The sequence below is a fragment of the Marinobacter piscis genome, assembly GCF_007671655.1.
GTDB classification, from domain to species: Bacteria; Pseudomonadota; Gammaproteobacteria; order Pseudomonadales; family Oleiphilaceae; genus Marinobacter; species Marinobacter piscensis.
This window is the reverse complement of the sequence record NZ_VCGX01000003.1, coordinates 124,315-141,248: the sequence shown is the minus strand read 5'-3', so window position 1 is coordinate 141,248 and position 16,934 is coordinate 124,315. Positions and strand designations below refer to the sequence as shown.

Here is a 16,934-nt window from a genome sequence, read left to right as displayed (position 1 = left end):
GGGGGCAGCCTGTCCCGGAACGACAGGCTGTCCTGACTACCACCTGGCGAAGTGGTCTTCCACCAGCCCCATCATATTCTGTACGGCAACCTCGTTGCCATCCTTCCCCGTAACGAACCCGTTAAACACGCCAACATGCTGGCGGAAGTTCGACGCCAGAACCCCGGCATTGATCTTTTCCTTGCGCGTTGCTGCCGGCACAAAATACAGATCGATCCGGCCGTCGTCTGTGGTCACACGCCAGTCACCCCCGGGGTGGTAACGATCAAATACAAACCGGGCAGCACCGATCTTCTGACACTGGCCATCCAGCCACAAGGCATTCTCAGTCATCCCGGTTTCATTGACTCCCGCAGCCAGGTTGAGCCCCAGGGAGCGTCCATCCGGCAACTGCCCTGACAGACTGGCCCAGTTCCAGGCGGTTTCACGCCTCATGAAGCCACAACTCCAGTCGATGGCGCCACGGGTGGTGTCATCACATCGCCAAATATTCTGTCCCCACCGGATCTCCCCTTCCACCGGCATCCCGGCTGACTTCCGGGTGAACACCCAGCCGTTATATCCGGCCGGACAGACCAGCCTCAGGGGATCGTTATCGTCTTTCAGCGTCAGTTCAGCCCGAATACCACCGGGTGCCGTAACAGACACATTGCGCCCACCAGAAAATGGCAGTATCCGAACCGTCGCGCCTCCTTTCCGGAATACGGCAGAGCCGTGTTCAGGGTAAGGCTCTAACCGTATACCCGAAGCCAGAGGTTTGATAAACCCCTGCTCATACATTTGCCCGGAGGCCGCATCGTAAAGATAAAAAAAGCCATTCCCCACCAGCTTCAGGTCTACCAGCGCAACTCCGAATACCCACCCCGGGCCGGTCACGCTGATAAACTGGAACTGGTTAAAACCCCAGCGGCGGGCCAGCCGGGAACGCCGCCGGTCCATGACTGTGCGCAGGTCATAATCCAGGTAATTGATTTCATCTACCGGCTGTTCAAGCACACCGGGTGCAATGCGCCCTTTTTCATCAATCAGTTTTGTATGGGTCATGGTTACCATCAAATCAGGCCAATTTCAGGAACTGCCTTTCCTCAGCAAGTTAACTGAAGCACAGTTCTGTTGTTCGAAGCCAAAACACTCAACGCCTCGTGCTAATCTCAGCTTATAAACGTTCAGGAAGTGTAGCTTATGAGAATGCCCCTGGCCCATGGCTTTAAAGGCTGGTTTACCACCATCAGCAGCCTGATTTTTGCCCTGACAGCCTCTGCAGTAATAGCAGCCCAGCCACAGACATTACCTGCAGAAGACAGTGATGCCTGGGAGTTGCGTGAAGAAGCTGGCAACATCCGCGTATACACCATGGACAGGGACGGCTCCAGCTTTCAGGCATTCAAAGCCGAAGCCCTGCTTGACGCTCCCATTAACGCTGTGGTGGCCGTGATGAACAATCCGAAGTCCTGCATTGAGTGGCTGCTTAACTGTACTGAGTCCTACGCTGTCGGCAAAAGCAGCTTTCATGACCGTTACGTTTACTCAGTCAACAACATGCCCTGGCCTGTCACCGACCGGGACTATGTGTTGAATATTCATACAACGGGAAACAAGGCGACCGGTGAAGTTGTCGTTAACATGAGCGCTGCACCGGACATGCAGGCAAACAGAAGTAACCGGGTAAGAGTTGAGCAATCCGATACCCGCTACCGGTTTATCCCTGAAGGCGACACTACCCGCATGGTCTGGTTACAACACACAGACCCCAATGGCACCCTCCCCGGGTGGCTGGTGAACAGCCTGCTGATTGATATACCTCTGGAGTCTACAAAAAAACTTGAGCGCATAGCCGGCCTTGAACGCTACCGGGAGGCCACCCTGGTGTACGATGACGACGGCCGTTTAATGGATGTAACGACCGCAGGAAACGACTGAAAGCAGTCGCAACCTGGTGATCAGGCCGGGACACGGCCACGAGACTCATGGCTTTACCGGTTGACGGGAGCATACGGGTGCGCGACATTACGGCTGCGCCGGTCTCGGCTGAACACCACCAGGAGGTAGCGTCCGTTATGCCCAGAGCACAGCAAGCCCGAAAAAAGATGTACGTCCTCGACACCAATGTCCTGATCCACGATCCAAGCGCCCTCCTGAACTTTGAAGAGCACCAGGTCATTATTCCGATGACTGTGCTTGAAGAGCTCGATGGCCTTAAATCAGGCAAGCAGAGTGTCGCGGCCGACTGCCGTCAGGCAATCCGCACAATCGACAAACTGCTTGGTGATGCCAGCCCGAACGATATCGAGAAAGGCGTTCCCATTGTGCGCAGCACAGCAAAAGAACCTATGGGCACACTGTCGATCCTCATGAGTGCCGAGCAGACAGGCAGCCACGCCCTGCCCGAACACCTGAATGACAATAAAATCATCAATTCGCTGGCAGCGCTCCAGGAGAAATACACATCCCGCGACATCATTCTGGTCAGCAAAGACATCAACATGCGGCTCAAAGCCCGGGGCTTTGGTGTCGAATCCCAGGATTACCAGAGTGATCAGCTGGTTGATGACATAGACCTGTTGCCCAAAGGCTATCTTGAATTCCCGAACTCCTTCTGGGACACCATCGATAAAGTGGAAACTGTGCAGCGGGAAGGCGCCACGGAACATATTCTGAAGCGCGAAGGTGAGCTGGCCAGGCTTAACATCAATGAGTTTGTTCTGGATGAGCAGGGATTCCTCGGCAGAGTGACGAGCGTTACAGACGACCGTGTTACCATCCGCGACCTGCATCAGCACGACCTGATGAATGAGGAAGTCTGGGGCCTGGTGCCCCGGGATATTTATCAGGCCATGGCCATGAACCTGCTGCTCGACCCGGACATACACCTGGTTAACCTCACTGGCTCGGCCGGCTCCGGCAAAACCATACTGGCGCTGGCAGCCTGCATTGAAATGACCGTTGCCAGCAAACTCTACAAACGTATTATCGCCACCCGATCCACCCAGGGTCTGGATGAAGACATAGGTTTTCTGCCCGGCACCGAGGCCGAGAAAATGGAACCCTGGCTGGGTGCCATTGTGGACAACCTGGAAGCCCTGCACGAAGACGATGAGAATATGACCGCCAGCGTCGACTACATTCTCAGTAAGGTGCCCCTGCATTTTAAATCCATGAACTACATCCGGGGTCGCAGCTTTCAGCACAGTCTGATTATTATCGACGAATCCCAGAACCTGACGCCGCACCAGATCAAGACCATCATTACCCGCGCGGGTAATGGCTCCAAGGTAATATGCCTGGGGAACCTGGCGCAGATTGATACGCCCTATCTGAGCGCTCTGAGTTCTGGCCTGACCTATATGACCGAGCGCTTCAAAAGCTTCATCCACGGAGGGCATATTCACCTGCAGGGTGTGCCGCGCTCGCCACTGGCAGAGTTTGCTGAAGCCAACCTGTAACCCTATAGCTGAAATGCCGGGGAGAACCGCGACTCACCTCCCCGCGTTCTCTTTGCGCCAACGCGCCGGTGGCATACCGGTCCAGCGATGAAAGGCCCGGTAAAACGTACTGGCTTCGGCATACCCCAATGCCTGAGCAATATCCGCCAGCGACTGTTTGCCTTCGGCAACCGCCTGTAACGCCCATTCCCGGCGTACATCATCCAGCAAACTATTAAATGTCTGACCCTGGGCCTGCAACCGGCGCGCCAGTGTGCGCTGACTGACACCCAGTGCGCGGGCGGCATCGGCCCTTCTGGGCAACGTCTGACTCAGCTGAGTCTGTAACCACTGGCGTAACCCCTGCACCGATACCAGTTCACCATCCAGGGCCGCCAGCCGGTCCTGACTGTAGCGCTCATGCACTTTTGCCAACCGGGCATCGACATTAGGCAAAGGCTCATCAAGGTCTTTATTAGCAACAAGCAAACCACTGAAGGCCTGCTCAAACTCCACAGGGCAGTTAAAAACACGTTGATAGCCTTCTGCCCGCCCCAGCCGGGAATGGCTGAACTGCACCCGCAGAACGTTCAGGCTGTCGCCCGACAGCCAGCCGGAGAAAGTCACCACTGCAGACAGAACGGCTTCAAGCTGGTGCGGGCTAAAGGCCAGCCGGCCCTGCCGGGGATGATAAACCAGCCAGGTACCCCGATTTCCCGGCAACATCTGGAAACGCCCGCCATCGGAAATCAGACGCTGGTATTTTTGTACCAGAATGACCGCCTCACGCAGAGTTGCCGCGGACTGCAACGCAAAGCTGACAATATCGATACTGGCCGGGCGCACCCCTGTTCCGGCTTTCAACCCAAACCCCGAGTCCCCCGTGCACTGCTCTGCACTGTGCCAGAGCCGGGTAATGTAATCGATTGGCCAGCGCTCCCAGCTCAACGCTCCGGAGGGAATACCGGCGGTCATGAGCAGGTTTTGCGGATCAATACCAAGGCGCTGGGCCGCATCCAGAACCGTGCTCACCCACCCCATTGATACTGTGGCATCTAACGTCAACTATGTTGGCCTCTAATGTCAATCATGAACCCATATTAGCGGTATATGGTCTTTATAAACAAACACTAAAACCAGAGCCAACAGGTAATGTTATGGCCAGAACCCTTTCATCAGACGTACTGATTGCCGGCGGCGGCATTGCAGGTATCGTCACGGCACTCGAAGCGTTAAGAGCAGGAAAAACCGTAACCATTGTCGACCGGGATACCCCCGAGCGTTTTGGCGGCCTGGCCCGTTGGGCTTTTGGTGGCATGGCACTGATCGACACACCATTGCAGAAAAGACTGAAGATCCCTGACTCCCCCGAAACAGCCCTGAACGACTGGCTGCGATTCGGCGAGCTGGACCCGGATGATGAATGGCCCATGAAATGGGCACGCTATTACGTCGAAAACTCAAGAAAAGAAGTCTACGACTGGCTTTTGGACGAGGGCCTGAAGTTCATGCCCGCTGTGAACTGGGTTGAACGCGGGCGCCTGGCAGAAGGCAACACAGTGCCCAGGTACCACGTTCTCTGGGGCACTTCCCGGGAACTGACCGAATGCATGATTAACGCGCTGCACCAGGCCAACACAGGTAACCGCCTTACACTGCTTCACCAACACCGCATTACCGGGCTGGAACACGAATCCGGCAGGGTTTCAGGCGCAGTCGCTGTCAATGACACAACCGGAGAAGATATTCACCTGTCGGCGTCCGCCGTAGTGCTGGCCATGGGCGGCATTAACGGCAGTCATAAAGAATGCAGGGCCAACTGGCCCGCAGACAGACCACAACCCGACACCATGCTCAACGGCACCCACCCCTTCGCTGATGGCAAGCTTCATCACTGGGCGGCAGACAATCTGGGGGCAAACATTACACACGCGGGTGAAATGTGGAACTACGCGGCGGGCTTTCCTCACCCCTACCCGCACTTCAAGGGGCACGGGCTTTCCACGATTCCCTGCAAGTCGGCTCTCTGGCTGGACCACCGGGGCCGGCGCATTGGCCCCGAGCCCCTGGTGACCGGTTTTGATACCCACTGGCTATGTCAACGGGTGGCCGAGCAGGAAAAACCCTGGACCTGGCACCTGCTGAACCGGCGAATTGCGATCAAGGAGTTCGCCATTTCCGGAGCAGAGCACAACGCTCGCATTCGCAACAAGCAGTTTCCATTGTTCGTAAAAGAGCTGTTGCTTGGCAACAAAAACCTGGTCACCCAGATGGAACACGAAAGTCCGTATTTTCTGGTGGACGACACCCTGGAAGGCCTGGCCGACAAAATGAACCGGCTTACCTGCTCCATAGACATTGACCCGGCCACCCTGAAAGCCACAGCAGATGCATTCGATGCCAACTTTCGTAAAGGCAGCCAGCTGAATAACGACCCACAAATCCGCATGATCCGGCATGCCCGCCAATGGGGGCCGGATAAACTGCGAACCTGCAAGCCCGCCCCGCTGCAAAAAAACGGAGCCGGGCCATTCATTGCTATTCACATGCAACTGACCATCCGCAAAAGCCTTGGCGGCCTGCGCACAGACCTGCAAAGCCGGGTTCTCGACAGCACCAACCAACCCATTGCCGGCCTGTATTGTGTCGGCGAAGCCGCAGGTTTTGGCGGCGGCGGGGCCAATGGCAAGCGCTCACTGGAAGGGACGTTTCTGCCCGGCTGCATCATGACAGCCAGGGCCGCGGCCCGGTCTATTGTGGCCGGTGACTGAGGCAACAGTTAAAGCAAACCTACAAGAACACAATTCAGGAGATATTCCATGCCTAATGGCGCTCAAGCTTTAATGAAAACACTGATGGATGCCGGTATTGAGGTTTGTTTCAGCAACCCGGGCACCAGTGAAATGCACTTTGTAGCCGCTCTGGATAACGAGCCCAAAATGCGTGCCGTACTGGCCCTGTTTGAGGGGGTTGCAACCGGTGCTGCTGATGGTTACGCCCGCATGGCTGACAAGCCCGCAGCCACGCTTCTGCACCTGGGCTCCGGCCTGGGTAACGGGCTGGCCAACCTGCACAACGCCCGCAAAGGCAAGGTACCCGTGGTAAACATAGTGGGCGACCATGCCACTTATCACGTTCAGTACAACGCGCAATTGCAGTCTGATATTGAAACCGTGGCCCGCAACGTATCCCCAGGCTTTGTGCGCACCTCCCAATCCACCGAGCAGCTCTGCCAGGATGCGGTAGAAGCCATCGCCGCCGCCAAGGGTCTGCCCGGCCAGGTTGCAACACTTATCCTGCCGGCTGACGTGTCCTGGGGAGAAGGCGGCAAACCCTGCGCCCCTCTGCCGGAGCCGGAACTGCTCGGCGCCGACGACGCCACTCTGAAAACCATTGCTGAGGCTATCCGCAGTGGCCAGAAAACAGCATTCCTGCTTGGCGGCCGCGCCCTCCGGGAACCCAGCCTGATGGCCGCGGCCCGCATTGCCGCTCACAACGGCGTAAAGCTGTTCGCAGAAACCTTCCCGACCCGTATGGAGCGGGGTGTTGGCCTGCCTCCGGTGGAACGGCTTGCCTATCTGGCAGAGCTGGCAACCCTGCAACTGGCAGAATATGACAACCTGGTGCTTGTGGACTCCAAAGCCCCGGTTTCCTTTTTCGCCTACCCGGGAAAAGACAGCTACCTGGTACCCGAGCACTGCACGCTGTACACCCTCGCAACACCGGAACAGGATGCACTCACCACTCTGAACCAGCTGACCGAAACTCTGGGAGCCGGTTCGGCACAGCCCGAACTGCAAGCCCCCGCTCGCCCCGGGCGACCACGCGGCAAACTGACCGCCGAAAAAGTCTGTAAAGCCCTGGGCCATATAATGCCGGAGAAGAGCATTATTGTGGATGAGGCCATGACCTCGGGCCTGATGCTCAATGTTATGACCGCGGGCGCGCCCCGCCACGACATGCTCACCCTTACCGGCGGTGCCATCGGCCAGGGACTGCCCAGCGCCACAGGCGCCGCCATCGCAAGCCCGGAACGGCCGGTTTATGCCCTCATTGGTGATGGCACCGTGATGTATACCATTCAGGCCTTATGGACCATGGCCCGGGAACAGCTCAACGTTACCACCATTATTTTCAACAACGCCTCATACTCCATCCTGAACATGGAACTGGAGCGGGTGGGAGCCGAAGAAGCCGGTGAGAAAGCCAAGTCACAACTGGATATCAGTGGCCCGGTCACCCACTACGCACAACTTGCGCAAAGTATGGGGGTTCACGGCATTCGCGTTCACACCACTGAAGAACTGCTCAAAGCCATGGAATACGCGCGGGACACCCCTGGCCCGCACCTGATCGAAGCCATTGTTCCGGAGTCCCTGAACGGGGCAAAAAGAAAAGTACTGCCCTGGCTGCTGCGCTCACTGCCCAACTTGCCACGACCGGTCACCAAGGCTCTGAAAAAGAAAATTGCACCCTGAACTCACCCTTTGCAATGGGCAAATGAGGTTACCAGAACCTCACTTGCCCAAGGCCTTAGTTCGATTTTAGCGCCCTTACTCTTTTCTCCCCGCACCAAACCCTGCACACCATTCTTTCGCTGTCTAAACAATAAATTACTGCGCTTACCCACGGCCAAATTAACACTCAGCGTGAAACGTCAGTTTCACAGACTGCGCTGACGGGTTTGATATTTAGCCTTCAAACCATTAACCTTCGCTCAAATTGAATACACGTTCAACAAAATGAACACCCGTTCAACCACGGTGATTCAGAGGGCACAGCATGGCACGGCCAGGCGTAGAGTTGATCCGGCGGCAGCAGTTAATCGATGCAACGCTAAAGATTATTGAAGAATACGGTTTCCAGGGGGCAACCATCGGCAAAATTGCCGGAGCTTCCGGGCTATCGGTTGGTATTGTCAGCCATTACTTCGGTGGCAAGCAGGGATTACTGGAAGCCACCATGCGGTACTTATTGTCCTGTCTGCAGCAGGACGTCTCCACGCTGATGGCAGGGCGTCCGAACACCCCGCGTGAGCGCCTGATGGCCATTGTGGACGCCAACTTTTCCGGCGTGCAGACCCATGCCCAGTCCGCAAAAACCTGGCTGGCGTTCTGGACCCAGGCCATGCACAGCCCGGACCTGATGCGGCTGCAACGCATCAACGAGCGCCGCCTGCTGTCCAACCTGATGTCCTATCTCCGGCAACTCATGCCTGCCGACCAGGTACGCCCGACCGCACAGACCATTGCTGCAATGATCGACGGGTTCTGGCTGCGGGCCGCTATGAGTGAGGGCCGCATTGAGCCAGGCCAGGCTGTAGCCCTCTGTAAAACCTATATCGACCAAGCCATTCAAGCCAATAACGGAGCCTCTTGATGACGCTGCCTATTTACCAATCGTTTATTAATGGCCAGCCGCTGGCCAACCAAAACGGTGAATGCTTCGACGTATTCAATCCGGCCACAGGGGAAGTGATTTACCAGGTTGAGCAGGCGGATGAATCCATCATGCGGGCTGCCACAGAAAGTGCCCGGGAAGGGTTCAAAGTCTGGTCTGCCATGAGCGGACTTGAGCGGGGCCGCATACTCAACCGTGCAGCCGCCATGCTCCGGGAACAGAACGATGTTCTGGCTCACACAGAAGTACTGGACACCGGCAAACCCTGGCAGGAAGCCAGTGTGGTGGATGTGGTAACCGGCGCTGACTCTGTTGAGTACTTTGCCGGCCAGGCCTCCAGCATCACTGGTGAAAGCCAGCACCTGGGGCCAGATTTTTTCTATACCCGCCGGGAACCCCTGGGCGTGTGCGCCGGCATTGGTGCCTGGAACTATCCGCTGCAGATTGCCTGCTGGAAGTCCGCGCCGGCACTGGCATGCGGTAACAGCATGATCTTCAAACCCTCAGAAGAAACCCCTCTGGGTGCGATCAAACTTGCAGAAATATACCTCGCCGCGGGTGTACCGGCAGGCGTTTTCAACGTGATACAGGGCGATCACCGGGTCGGCCAGATGCTCACATCCAGTCCGGCAATCGCCAAGGTATCGTTCACCGGCGAAGCGCAAACCGGCCGCACGGTTGTGGCAGACTCAGCCACAACCCTGAAGTCCGTCACCATGGAGCTGGGCGGCAAGTCACCTCTGATTATTTTTGAGGATACGGATCTGGAACAGGCCGTCTCCGCTGCCATGCTCGGTAACTTCTATACCCAGGGCGAAGTGTGCACCAACGGCACCCGGGTCTTTGTTCAGCGGTCTGTCTACAACGCCTTCCTTGAGCAACTGGTTAAAAGAACCGAAACCAACATCATCGCCGGCAACCCCGAGCACCCGGACACCAACTTTGGCGCCCTGATCAGCGCCGGCCACCGTGATCTGGTGATGAAGTATATCGACAGTGCTAAAGCCGAAGGCGCGCGACTGCTGACCGGTGGCACCACTCTCAAGCCGGAAGGTTGTGAAAACGGCTACTTCGTTGCGCCCACCGTCTTTGCCGACTGCACCGATGACATGACCATTGTGCGGGAAGAAATTTTTGGGCCGGTGATGTCCGTGCTGCCGTTTGATACCGAAGACGAAGTGGTACAGCGCGCCAACAATACGGATTACGGCCTGGCTGCAGGTGTATTTACCACAGACAACACCCGCGCCCACCGGGTTATTCACCAGCTGGAAGCCGGAATCTGCTGGATCAACAGCTTCGGTGCCTCACCCGCCGAAATGCCCGTAGGTGGCTACAAGCTTTCCGGACTGGGCCGCGAGAACGGTCGTGAAACGCTCGCCCACTATACCCAGACCAAATCCGTCTACGTCGGCATGGAACCGCTCGAGGCCCCATTCTGACATCGCCATTGCAACCAAGACAGGCGCGGCACAGGTGCCCGCACCCGTATGAAGGAGACAGCTTTGCAATTTGATCATGAATTTGACTATGTGGTTGTTGGTACTGGCTCAGCTGGCTGCGTACTGGCAAACCGGTTGACTGAAAGCGGACAGGACCAGGTGCTGGTGCTGGAAGCCGGACGCCGTGACAACGGCTGGAAAATCCACATGCCAGCCGCGCTCATGTACAACCTCATGGACGACAAATACAACTGGTACTACCACACCGAGCCCCAGGAATTCCTGAATAACCGGAAACTCTACTGGCCCCGCGGCAAAGTCTGGGGCGGTGGTTCCACCCTGAACGCCATGGTGTATATCCGCGGCCACGCCTATGACTATGATCGCTGGCACGAAGAAGGTGCCAAAGGCTGGCGCTACCAAGACGTTCTGCCCTACTTCCGCAAAGCCGAAAGCCGGGAAAAAGGAGCCGACGATTATCGGGGTGGCCAGGGCCCTCTGAACGTTCACACCGGTGATGAACCCAACCCGTTGTTCGGCGCCTTCAAGGAAGCCACCAAACAGGCCGGGTACCCCCAGACTGACGATATGAACGGCTACCAGCAGGAAGGCTTTGGCGACATGGACATGACCATTCGCAAAGGTAAACGCTGGAGTGCAGCTCAGGCGTATCTGCGCCCGGTCCTCAACCGCCCGAACCTGACCGCCGAAACCGGTGCCATGACCACCCGCATTCTGTTTGACGGCAACAAGGCAACAGGCGTTGAGTACATTCAGAAGGGCAAAACCATTCGCGTGGCGGCCCGCAAGGAAGTCATCGTCAGTGGCGGCGCGATCAACTCGCCCCAGTTGCTGATGCTATCTGGTATAGGTGCCGCTGCCGAACTGCAGGAGCACAGTATTCCCGTGGTCGTTGACCTGCCCGGCGTAGGTAAAAACCTGCAGGACCACCTGGAAATCTACGTTCAGCACGAGTCAACGCAGCCGGTTACTCTGTATAAATACACCACCCAGCCCGGCAAAACCCTGGCGGGCATGAAATGGTTCATCAATAACGACTGGGGTGCCTGCCGCACCGCACACTTGGAAGCGGGCGGTTTCATTCGCTCGGAACCTGGCGTGAGGCACCCGGACATCCAGTACCACTTCCTGCCCTCGCAGGTGATCGACCATGGCCGTAAAGATGCAGAATGCCACGGCTACCAGGCTCACGTTGGTCCCATGCGGCCAACCAGCCGCGGTTTCCTGAAGCTGAGATCCGCAAACCCTGGCGACCACCCCATTATTGACCCCAAGCTGCTCAGTACCGAGCGCGACCGTTGGGAAATGCGCCAGAGTGTCAAGCTGACCCGGGAGATTTTCGCCCAACCCGCATTTGATGCCTACCGCGGCAAAGAGTTGCGGCCGGGAGAAGATGCCACGTCGGATGAGGATATAGACGCCTTTATCCGCCAGTATGCGGACAGCGCCTATCACCCATCCTGCACCTGCAAAATGGGCGCAGCCGATGACCCCATGGCCGTCGTCGACGAGCAGGCCCGCGTCTATGGAACCCGTAACCTGCGCGTGGTGGATGCCTCCATCATGCCAAGCATGGTCAGTGGCAACCTGAACGCCCCGACCATCATGCTGGCAGAAAAGTGTGCCGATCACATACGTGGTCTGGACCCTCTGCCCCCCTCATCAGCCCCGGTCTGGGAACACCCGGACTGGAAAAACCAACAACGCTGACACTGTGACCAATAATCGATAAAGGAGTACAACGTATGAAAAAGCTAGTTCTGGCCTGTGCGGGTCTGGCATTCAGTGGCGCCACCCTGGCTGCCCCGAATGCCGAATGTAAAACCGTCCGTTTCGCGGATGTTGGCTGGACCGACATCACCGCTACTACAGCCCTCGCCTCGGAAGTGCTTGACGGCATGGGCTATGAGCCACAAGCAAAAGTGCTGGCGGTGCCTGTTACCTACCGGTCGCTCAAGAATGAGGACGTCGACGTTTTCCTGGGCAACTGGATGCCCACCATGGAAGCGGATGTGCGCCCGTATCTGGAAAGTGGAGAGGTTGAAGACATCATCACCAACCTCAAAGGCGCCAAGTACACCCTGGCCGTGCCCCAGTATGTTTACGATGCGGGCGTAACCAGTTTTGAGGATATTGCCACACACGCCGACAAGTTTGATAACCGCATCTACGGCATCGAACCGGGCAACGACGGTAACCGCCTGATCCAGCAAATGGTGAAAGAAGACGCATTCGGACTGGGTGACTTCAGGGTCGTGGAGTCCAGCGAAGCCGGCATGCTGTCCCAGGTTGGCCGTTCCGTCCGTCGTGATGACTGGGTCGTGTTTCTGGCCTGGGAACCACACCCGATGAACGCCACCTATGACCTTGCATACCTCGAAGGTGGCGATGACTTCTTTGGCCCCAACTACGGCGGTGCCACGGTTCATACCAACGTGCGTGAGAACTACACCAGCGAATGCCCCAACGTAGGCACCCTGCTGAACAACATGACCTTCACTCTCACCATGGAAAACGAAGTGATGGCAGGCATCCTGAATGACGGGGAAGAGCCAAGGGACGCCGCGCACACCTGGCTGAAGAACAACCCTGCGGTACTCGACAGGTGGCTCGAAGGCGTCACCACCATCAACGGCGAAGACGCCCTGCCGGCTGTCAAAGCGGCTCTGAAGTAACCTTCGGAATTCTCGCACGCAGCTTTTCAAACACCTTTCAGGGGCTCTGAGCCAGCCGGCCCGGAGCCCCTGTTTGTGGCTGCCAACACCACCCACTTTTATGCGCCGGCCATTATGGCCCGCACTCAAAAAGACTGAATACCATGAGCTGGATAACTGAGCATCAACTGCCTTTTGGCGACTTCATGGAAGACGTTGTTGATTTTCTGGTGATTAACTTCAGCGGCTTTTTTGATGCCGTTTCTGACACCCTTCGAGGCATGATACATGGCCTCACCGATGCCCTGCTCTGGGCACCACCAGGCACCCTCGTTCTGTTTTTTACCGTAGCGGCACACCTTCGGCATCGCCGCTGGGGGCTGACAGCGTTTACCGCCATCAGCTTTATGCTGATCTGGAACCTCGGGTACTGGGAAGACACCATGGCGACCCTGTCGCTGGTGTTGTATGCAACCGTGTTGTGCGTCGTGATTGGCGTTCCCCTGGGTATCTACGCGGCCCATAGCAGCTGGCTGTACAAGTTCCTGCAGCCAGTGCTGGACCTGATGCAAACCATTCCGCCTTTTGTTTACCTGATCCCGACACTGACCCTGTTTGGTCTCGGAGTCGTGCCCGGCGTGATCTCCACCATCATCTTTGCCATTGCGGCTCCGGTTCGCCTGACGTATCTGGGCATTTCCCAGGTGCCCAAAGAGCTGGTTGAAGCCGGTAAAGCCTTTGGCTGCACCAACCGAAAACTGCTGTTCAAGGTTGAACTGCCCGCTGCCATGAGCTCCATCGGCGCCGGCATAACCCAGTGCATCATGCTGTCTCTTTCAATGGTTGTTATCGCCGCCCTGGTGGGTGCTGATGGCTTGGGCGTACCCGTGGTCCGGGCACTGAACACTGTGGATATAGGCAAAGGTTTTGGAGCCGGGCTTGCAATCGTATTACTGGCTATCTGGATGGACCGGTTCTTCCGTCAAAGCAACACCGGGGGCTCTTCCTCATGATCGAGTTTGAAAATGTAAACGTTGTCTTCGGCAAACGCCCCAAAAATGCCCTGCCACTGATTGAGCAGGGCCAGGATCGGGCGGCCGTTCACCAGCAGACCGGCCTGGTGGTGGGTGTTCAGAACGCCACCCTGAGCGTTAAAAAGGGAGAAATCTGCGTTTTGATGGGGCTCTCAGGCTCCGGCAAATCCAGCCTGCTCCGGTGTGTTAACGGTTTGAATGAGGTCACCAGTGGCAGCATTCACATTCAGCACAACGGCGAAATGGTCAACTTCACCCAGGCCAGTGAAAAAGTGCAGCGGGATATACGCACCCGCCGTGTCTCCATGGTCTTCCAGAACTTTGCGCTGATGCCCTGGCTGACCGTGGAAGAGAACGTCGCCTTTGGCCTGGAACTTCAGGGGTTAAGCAAAGCTGAGCGTCGCGACAAGGTTGCCCGCCAGCTGGAACTGGTCGGCCTTGCGGGCTGGGCCAAGTCCAAGCCTGATGAGCTTTCCGGCGGCATGCGCCAGCGTGTCGGCCTGGCCCGGGCATTGGCAACAGAGTCGGAAATACTGCTGATGGACGAACCCTTCTCAGCGCTGGACCCGCTGATCCGCAACCAGTTGCAGGAAGAGCTGCTGACTCTGCAGGAAGACCTCCAGAAAACCATCGTGTTCGTCAGCCACGACCTGGATGAAGCCCTGAAACTGGGCTCTCACATCGCCATTATGAAAGACGGCCAGATTGTTCAGCATGGCAAGCCGGAATCCATTGTGCTGGAACCTGCAAACGATTACGTAAAAAGTTTTGTGTCCAGCACCAACCCGCTGAATGTTCTGGCAGCACGTTCGCTGGCCTTGCCCATCGAACACGTACAGGAAGACTCCAGAGGCAACCGCTGCCTCAACAAACGCTACGACACCTGGCTGCACACCCCGAACATAGCGGAACAAGCCGTCGTAACCAGTAGCGGCCAAACTTTCCAGACCCAGACCTGGGAAGAAGGCCAGGCCATAGAAAGCCTGGCGAAGCAGCCCACACGAATCGCTCCGGACACCCCTCTGAGGGACGCCATGGAGATTCGGTACTTCACCGGCCACAGCCTGCTGGTGGAAGAAAACGGCCAGATAACCGGTGCCATTGGCGACCGGGAGCTTTACCACGCCATGCTGGGGAAGCATCTGGACGACAGTTAGGGCGCGAACAACGCGCCTTTTATAATCAAAAAAGCAGCAACGTAAAAAGGAAGACTATGAATATTCGCAACATTACTGCGGGAGCGGGGTTACTGGCCTCCTCTCTCATGCTTGCAGCTTGTGCGCCCATGCAAACAGAGTCTCAAACCGCATCGGCTGAGCCTGAAAAAGCCAAAAACGTCATCATGATCATTGGCGATGGCATGGGCCCGCAACAAGTCGGGCTGCTCCTCGCGTATGCAAAGCAGGCGCCTAACTCGGTCATTGCCGACGGCTATACCGCCTTCGACCGTATTGCTGAAAACGGGCCTATGGGCATTTCCATGACTCATGCCAATGACAACCTGGTTGTGGACTCCGCCGCCTCTGCCACCCAACTGGCAACCGGCCAATTCGCTGGCGCCGAAATGATTGGTGCAGACAAAGACGGCAACAGTGCGGAAAGCATTCTGGAAAAAGCGAAAAAGCTGGGTAAATCGACCGGGCTGGTCTCCGACACGCGCATTACTCATGCAACCCCGGCCGGCTTTGCTGCCCACCAGAGCCACCGCAGCCTGGAAAACGAAATTGCCGAAGACCTGCTGGACAATAATGTAGACGTTATGCTCTCTGGCGGTCTTCGCTACTGGATACCAGAATCCGCCAACGACGAACAATCAGCGACGCGTCAGGAACTGGAAACGCTGACTGAAGGCTCAGTGCGTATCAAATCCAAGCGTAATGATAACCGCAACCTGATTGCCGAAGCACAGCAGAAAAACTACGATCTGGCGTTTAACCTCGACCAGATGAACCAGGCTGATGACAAAGTTCTTGGTTTGTTTGCCTATTCATCTCTGCCCAACGCCATCGTTGAGAACCAGACTAAAAACGACCCCGAGCGCACGGTTCCCACATTGAAAGAAATGTCGGAAAAAGCCATCGGCTCGCTGTCACAGAACGACGAAGGTTTCTTCCTGATGATCGAAGCTGGACAAATCGACTGGGCAGGGCATTACAACGACACAGGCACCATGCTGCACGAAATGCTGCGCATGAACGAAACCCTGAACTACGTACTGGACTGGGCAGAAGGTCGCGATGATACTCTGGTTGTCGTCACAGCCGACCACGAAACCGGCGGCTTTGGATTCAGCTATTCTGCTAACGACCTGCCCCACGGTCGCGACCTTCCGGGCGACGTTTTCAATGAGCAGCAGTTCAAACCTGGCTTTAACTTTGGGGATGTATCGACGCTGGACAAACTGTACGAACAGAAATCCTCCTACGGCGATATCTTCTACAGTCAGTTCGATAGCCTGAGCGAGAGCGAACAAACCCCCGCCAACCTCGCCCGTATTGTGAACGCAGAAACCAGCTTCAATATAACCGAAGAGCAGGCGGCCCGGGTCCTGGCCACTGAAGACAACCCCTTCTACACAGAAGGCCACTCTTACCTGAGCACCAAAACCGTCCCGAAAATGGATGTAAACGGCGCCTTCTTTGTTTATCAGACAGACGATAACCGCCAGAACCTGCTGGCTCGTGAAGTCGCGGAACAGCAGAACGTCGTCTGGTCTACCGGCACCCACACCAACACCCCGGTGCTGGTATTCACCCAGGGGCCAGCCAAAGCGGCTGCACCTTTCGGGAAGATTCTGCACCACACAGATGTTGGCCAGTACGCCGTAGAGGCGATGGAAGACTAACTGTGTCTGGTAGCCGCAGGCGACACCAAGGCGTATTGGTGCCTGCGGCTACCTCATCGACTTATTGCGCCATGAGGTAGTTGGTATCAGTTAGCCGAAATGACAGACCGTGCTGA

At 56.7% G+C, this 16,934-nt stretch carries 13 protein-coding genes; 11 read left to right on the top strand and 2 right to left on the bottom strand.

Going from position 1 to position 16,934, the window contains the following annotated elements; translation table 11 throughout:
• Nucleotides 1-36: 36 nt before the first annotated feature.
• Nucleotides 37-1,044, bottom strand: a complete 1,008-nt coding sequence (locus tag FFI95_RS11570) for a DUF2804 domain-containing protein (protein WP_144822705.1) — start codon at nucleotides 1,042-1,044, stop codon at nucleotides 37-39.
• A 138-nt stretch (nucleotides 1,045-1,182) separates the two neighbouring features.
• Between FFI95_RS11570 and FFI95_RS11565 the strand changes: the two genes are divergently transcribed.
• A complete protein-coding gene (locus tag FFI95_RS11565; RefSeq protein ID WP_144822703.1) occupies nucleotides 1,183-1,920 on the top strand; it encodes an START domain-containing protein in 738 nt (245 codons plus the stop codon).
• A 167-nt stretch (nucleotides 1,921-2,087) separates the two neighbouring features.
• A complete protein-coding gene (locus FFI95_RS11560; protein ID WP_144823244.1) occupies nucleotides 2,088-3,443 on the top strand; it encodes a PhoH family protein in 1,356 nt (451 codons plus the stop codon).
• A gap of 33 nt (nucleotides 3,444-3,476) precedes the next feature.
• Here FFI95_RS11560 and FFI95_RS11555 read toward each other — a convergent pair whose 3' ends face one another.
• Complete coding sequence (locus FFI95_RS11555; RefSeq protein WP_144822701.1) at nucleotides 3,477-4,487, bottom strand: AraC family transcriptional regulator; 1,011 nt, start codon at nucleotides 4,485-4,487, stop codon at nucleotides 3,477-3,479.
• 92 nt (nucleotides 4,488-4,579) lie between these two features.
• Here FFI95_RS11555 and FFI95_RS11550 point away from each other — a divergent pair, with 92 nt between their 5' ends.
• The 9 genes from FFI95_RS11550 to FFI95_RS11510 all read left to right on the top strand — a co-directional run bounded on the left by FFI95_RS11550 (nucleotide 4,580) and on the right by FFI95_RS11510 (nucleotide 16,818).
• Nucleotides 4,580-6,193 (top strand): FAD-dependent oxidoreductase, encoded by a 1,614-nt coding sequence (locus tag FFI95_RS11550; RefSeq protein WP_144822699.1) that lies wholly within the window; start codon nucleotides 4,580-4,582, stop codon nucleotides 6,191-6,193.
• A gap of 48 nt (nucleotides 6,194-6,241) precedes the next feature.
• The gene (locus FFI95_RS11545) at nucleotides 6,242-7,900 is read left to right on the top strand and encodes an acetolactate synthase large subunit (protein ID WP_144822697.1); all 1,659 of its coding nucleotides are present in this window, start codon (nucleotides 6,242-6,244) and stop codon (nucleotides 7,898-7,900) included.
• Between the two features lie 304 nt (nucleotides 7,901-8,204).
• Nucleotides 8,205-8,801, top strand: coding sequence for a transcriptional regulator BetI (betI, locus tag FFI95_RS11540; RefSeq protein ID WP_144822695.1), 597 nt, complete (start codon nucleotides 8,205-8,207; stop codon nucleotides 8,799-8,801).
• Nucleotides 8,801-10,264, top strand: a complete 1,464-nt coding sequence (betB, locus tag FFI95_RS11535) for a betaine-aldehyde dehydrogenase (RefSeq protein ID WP_144822693.1) — start codon at nucleotides 8,801-8,803, stop codon at nucleotides 10,262-10,264. The genes betI and betB overlap by 1 nt, the downstream gene beginning before the upstream one ends.
• Before the next feature lie 63 nt (nucleotides 10,265-10,327).
• Entirely contained in the window at nucleotides 10,328-11,995 is a 1,668-nt protein-coding gene (locus FFI95_RS11530; protein ID WP_246069504.1) for a choline dehydrogenase, read from the top strand.
• Between the two features lie 35 nt (nucleotides 11,996-12,030).
• The gene (locus FFI95_RS11525; RefSeq protein WP_144822690.1) at nucleotides 12,031-12,960 is read left to right on the top strand and encodes a choline ABC transporter substrate-binding protein; all 930 of its coding nucleotides are present in this window, start codon (nucleotides 12,031-12,033) and stop codon (nucleotides 12,958-12,960) included.
• A 143-nt stretch (nucleotides 12,961-13,103) separates the two neighbouring features.
• Nucleotides 13,104-13,952 (top strand): choline ABC transporter permease subunit, encoded by an 849-nt coding sequence (choW, locus tag FFI95_RS11520; protein WP_144822688.1) that lies wholly within the window; start codon nucleotides 13,104-13,106, stop codon nucleotides 13,950-13,952.
• Nucleotides 13,949-15,130 carry a choline ABC transporter ATP-binding protein gene (gene choV, locus FFI95_RS11515; RefSeq protein WP_144822686.1) on the top strand — a complete coding sequence of 394 codons (1,182 nt, stop codon included), beginning with the start codon at nucleotides 13,949-13,951 and terminating at the stop codon, nucleotides 15,128-15,130. The genes choW and choV overlap by 4 nt, the downstream gene beginning before the upstream one ends.
• 56 nt (nucleotides 15,131-15,186) lie before the next feature.
• On the top strand, nucleotides 15,187-16,818 hold the full coding sequence (locus tag FFI95_RS11510) for an alkaline phosphatase (RefSeq protein WP_144822685.1): 1,632 nt from the start codon (nucleotides 15,187-15,189) through the stop codon (nucleotides 16,816-16,818).
• Nucleotides 16,819-16,934: the final 116 nt, after the last annotated feature.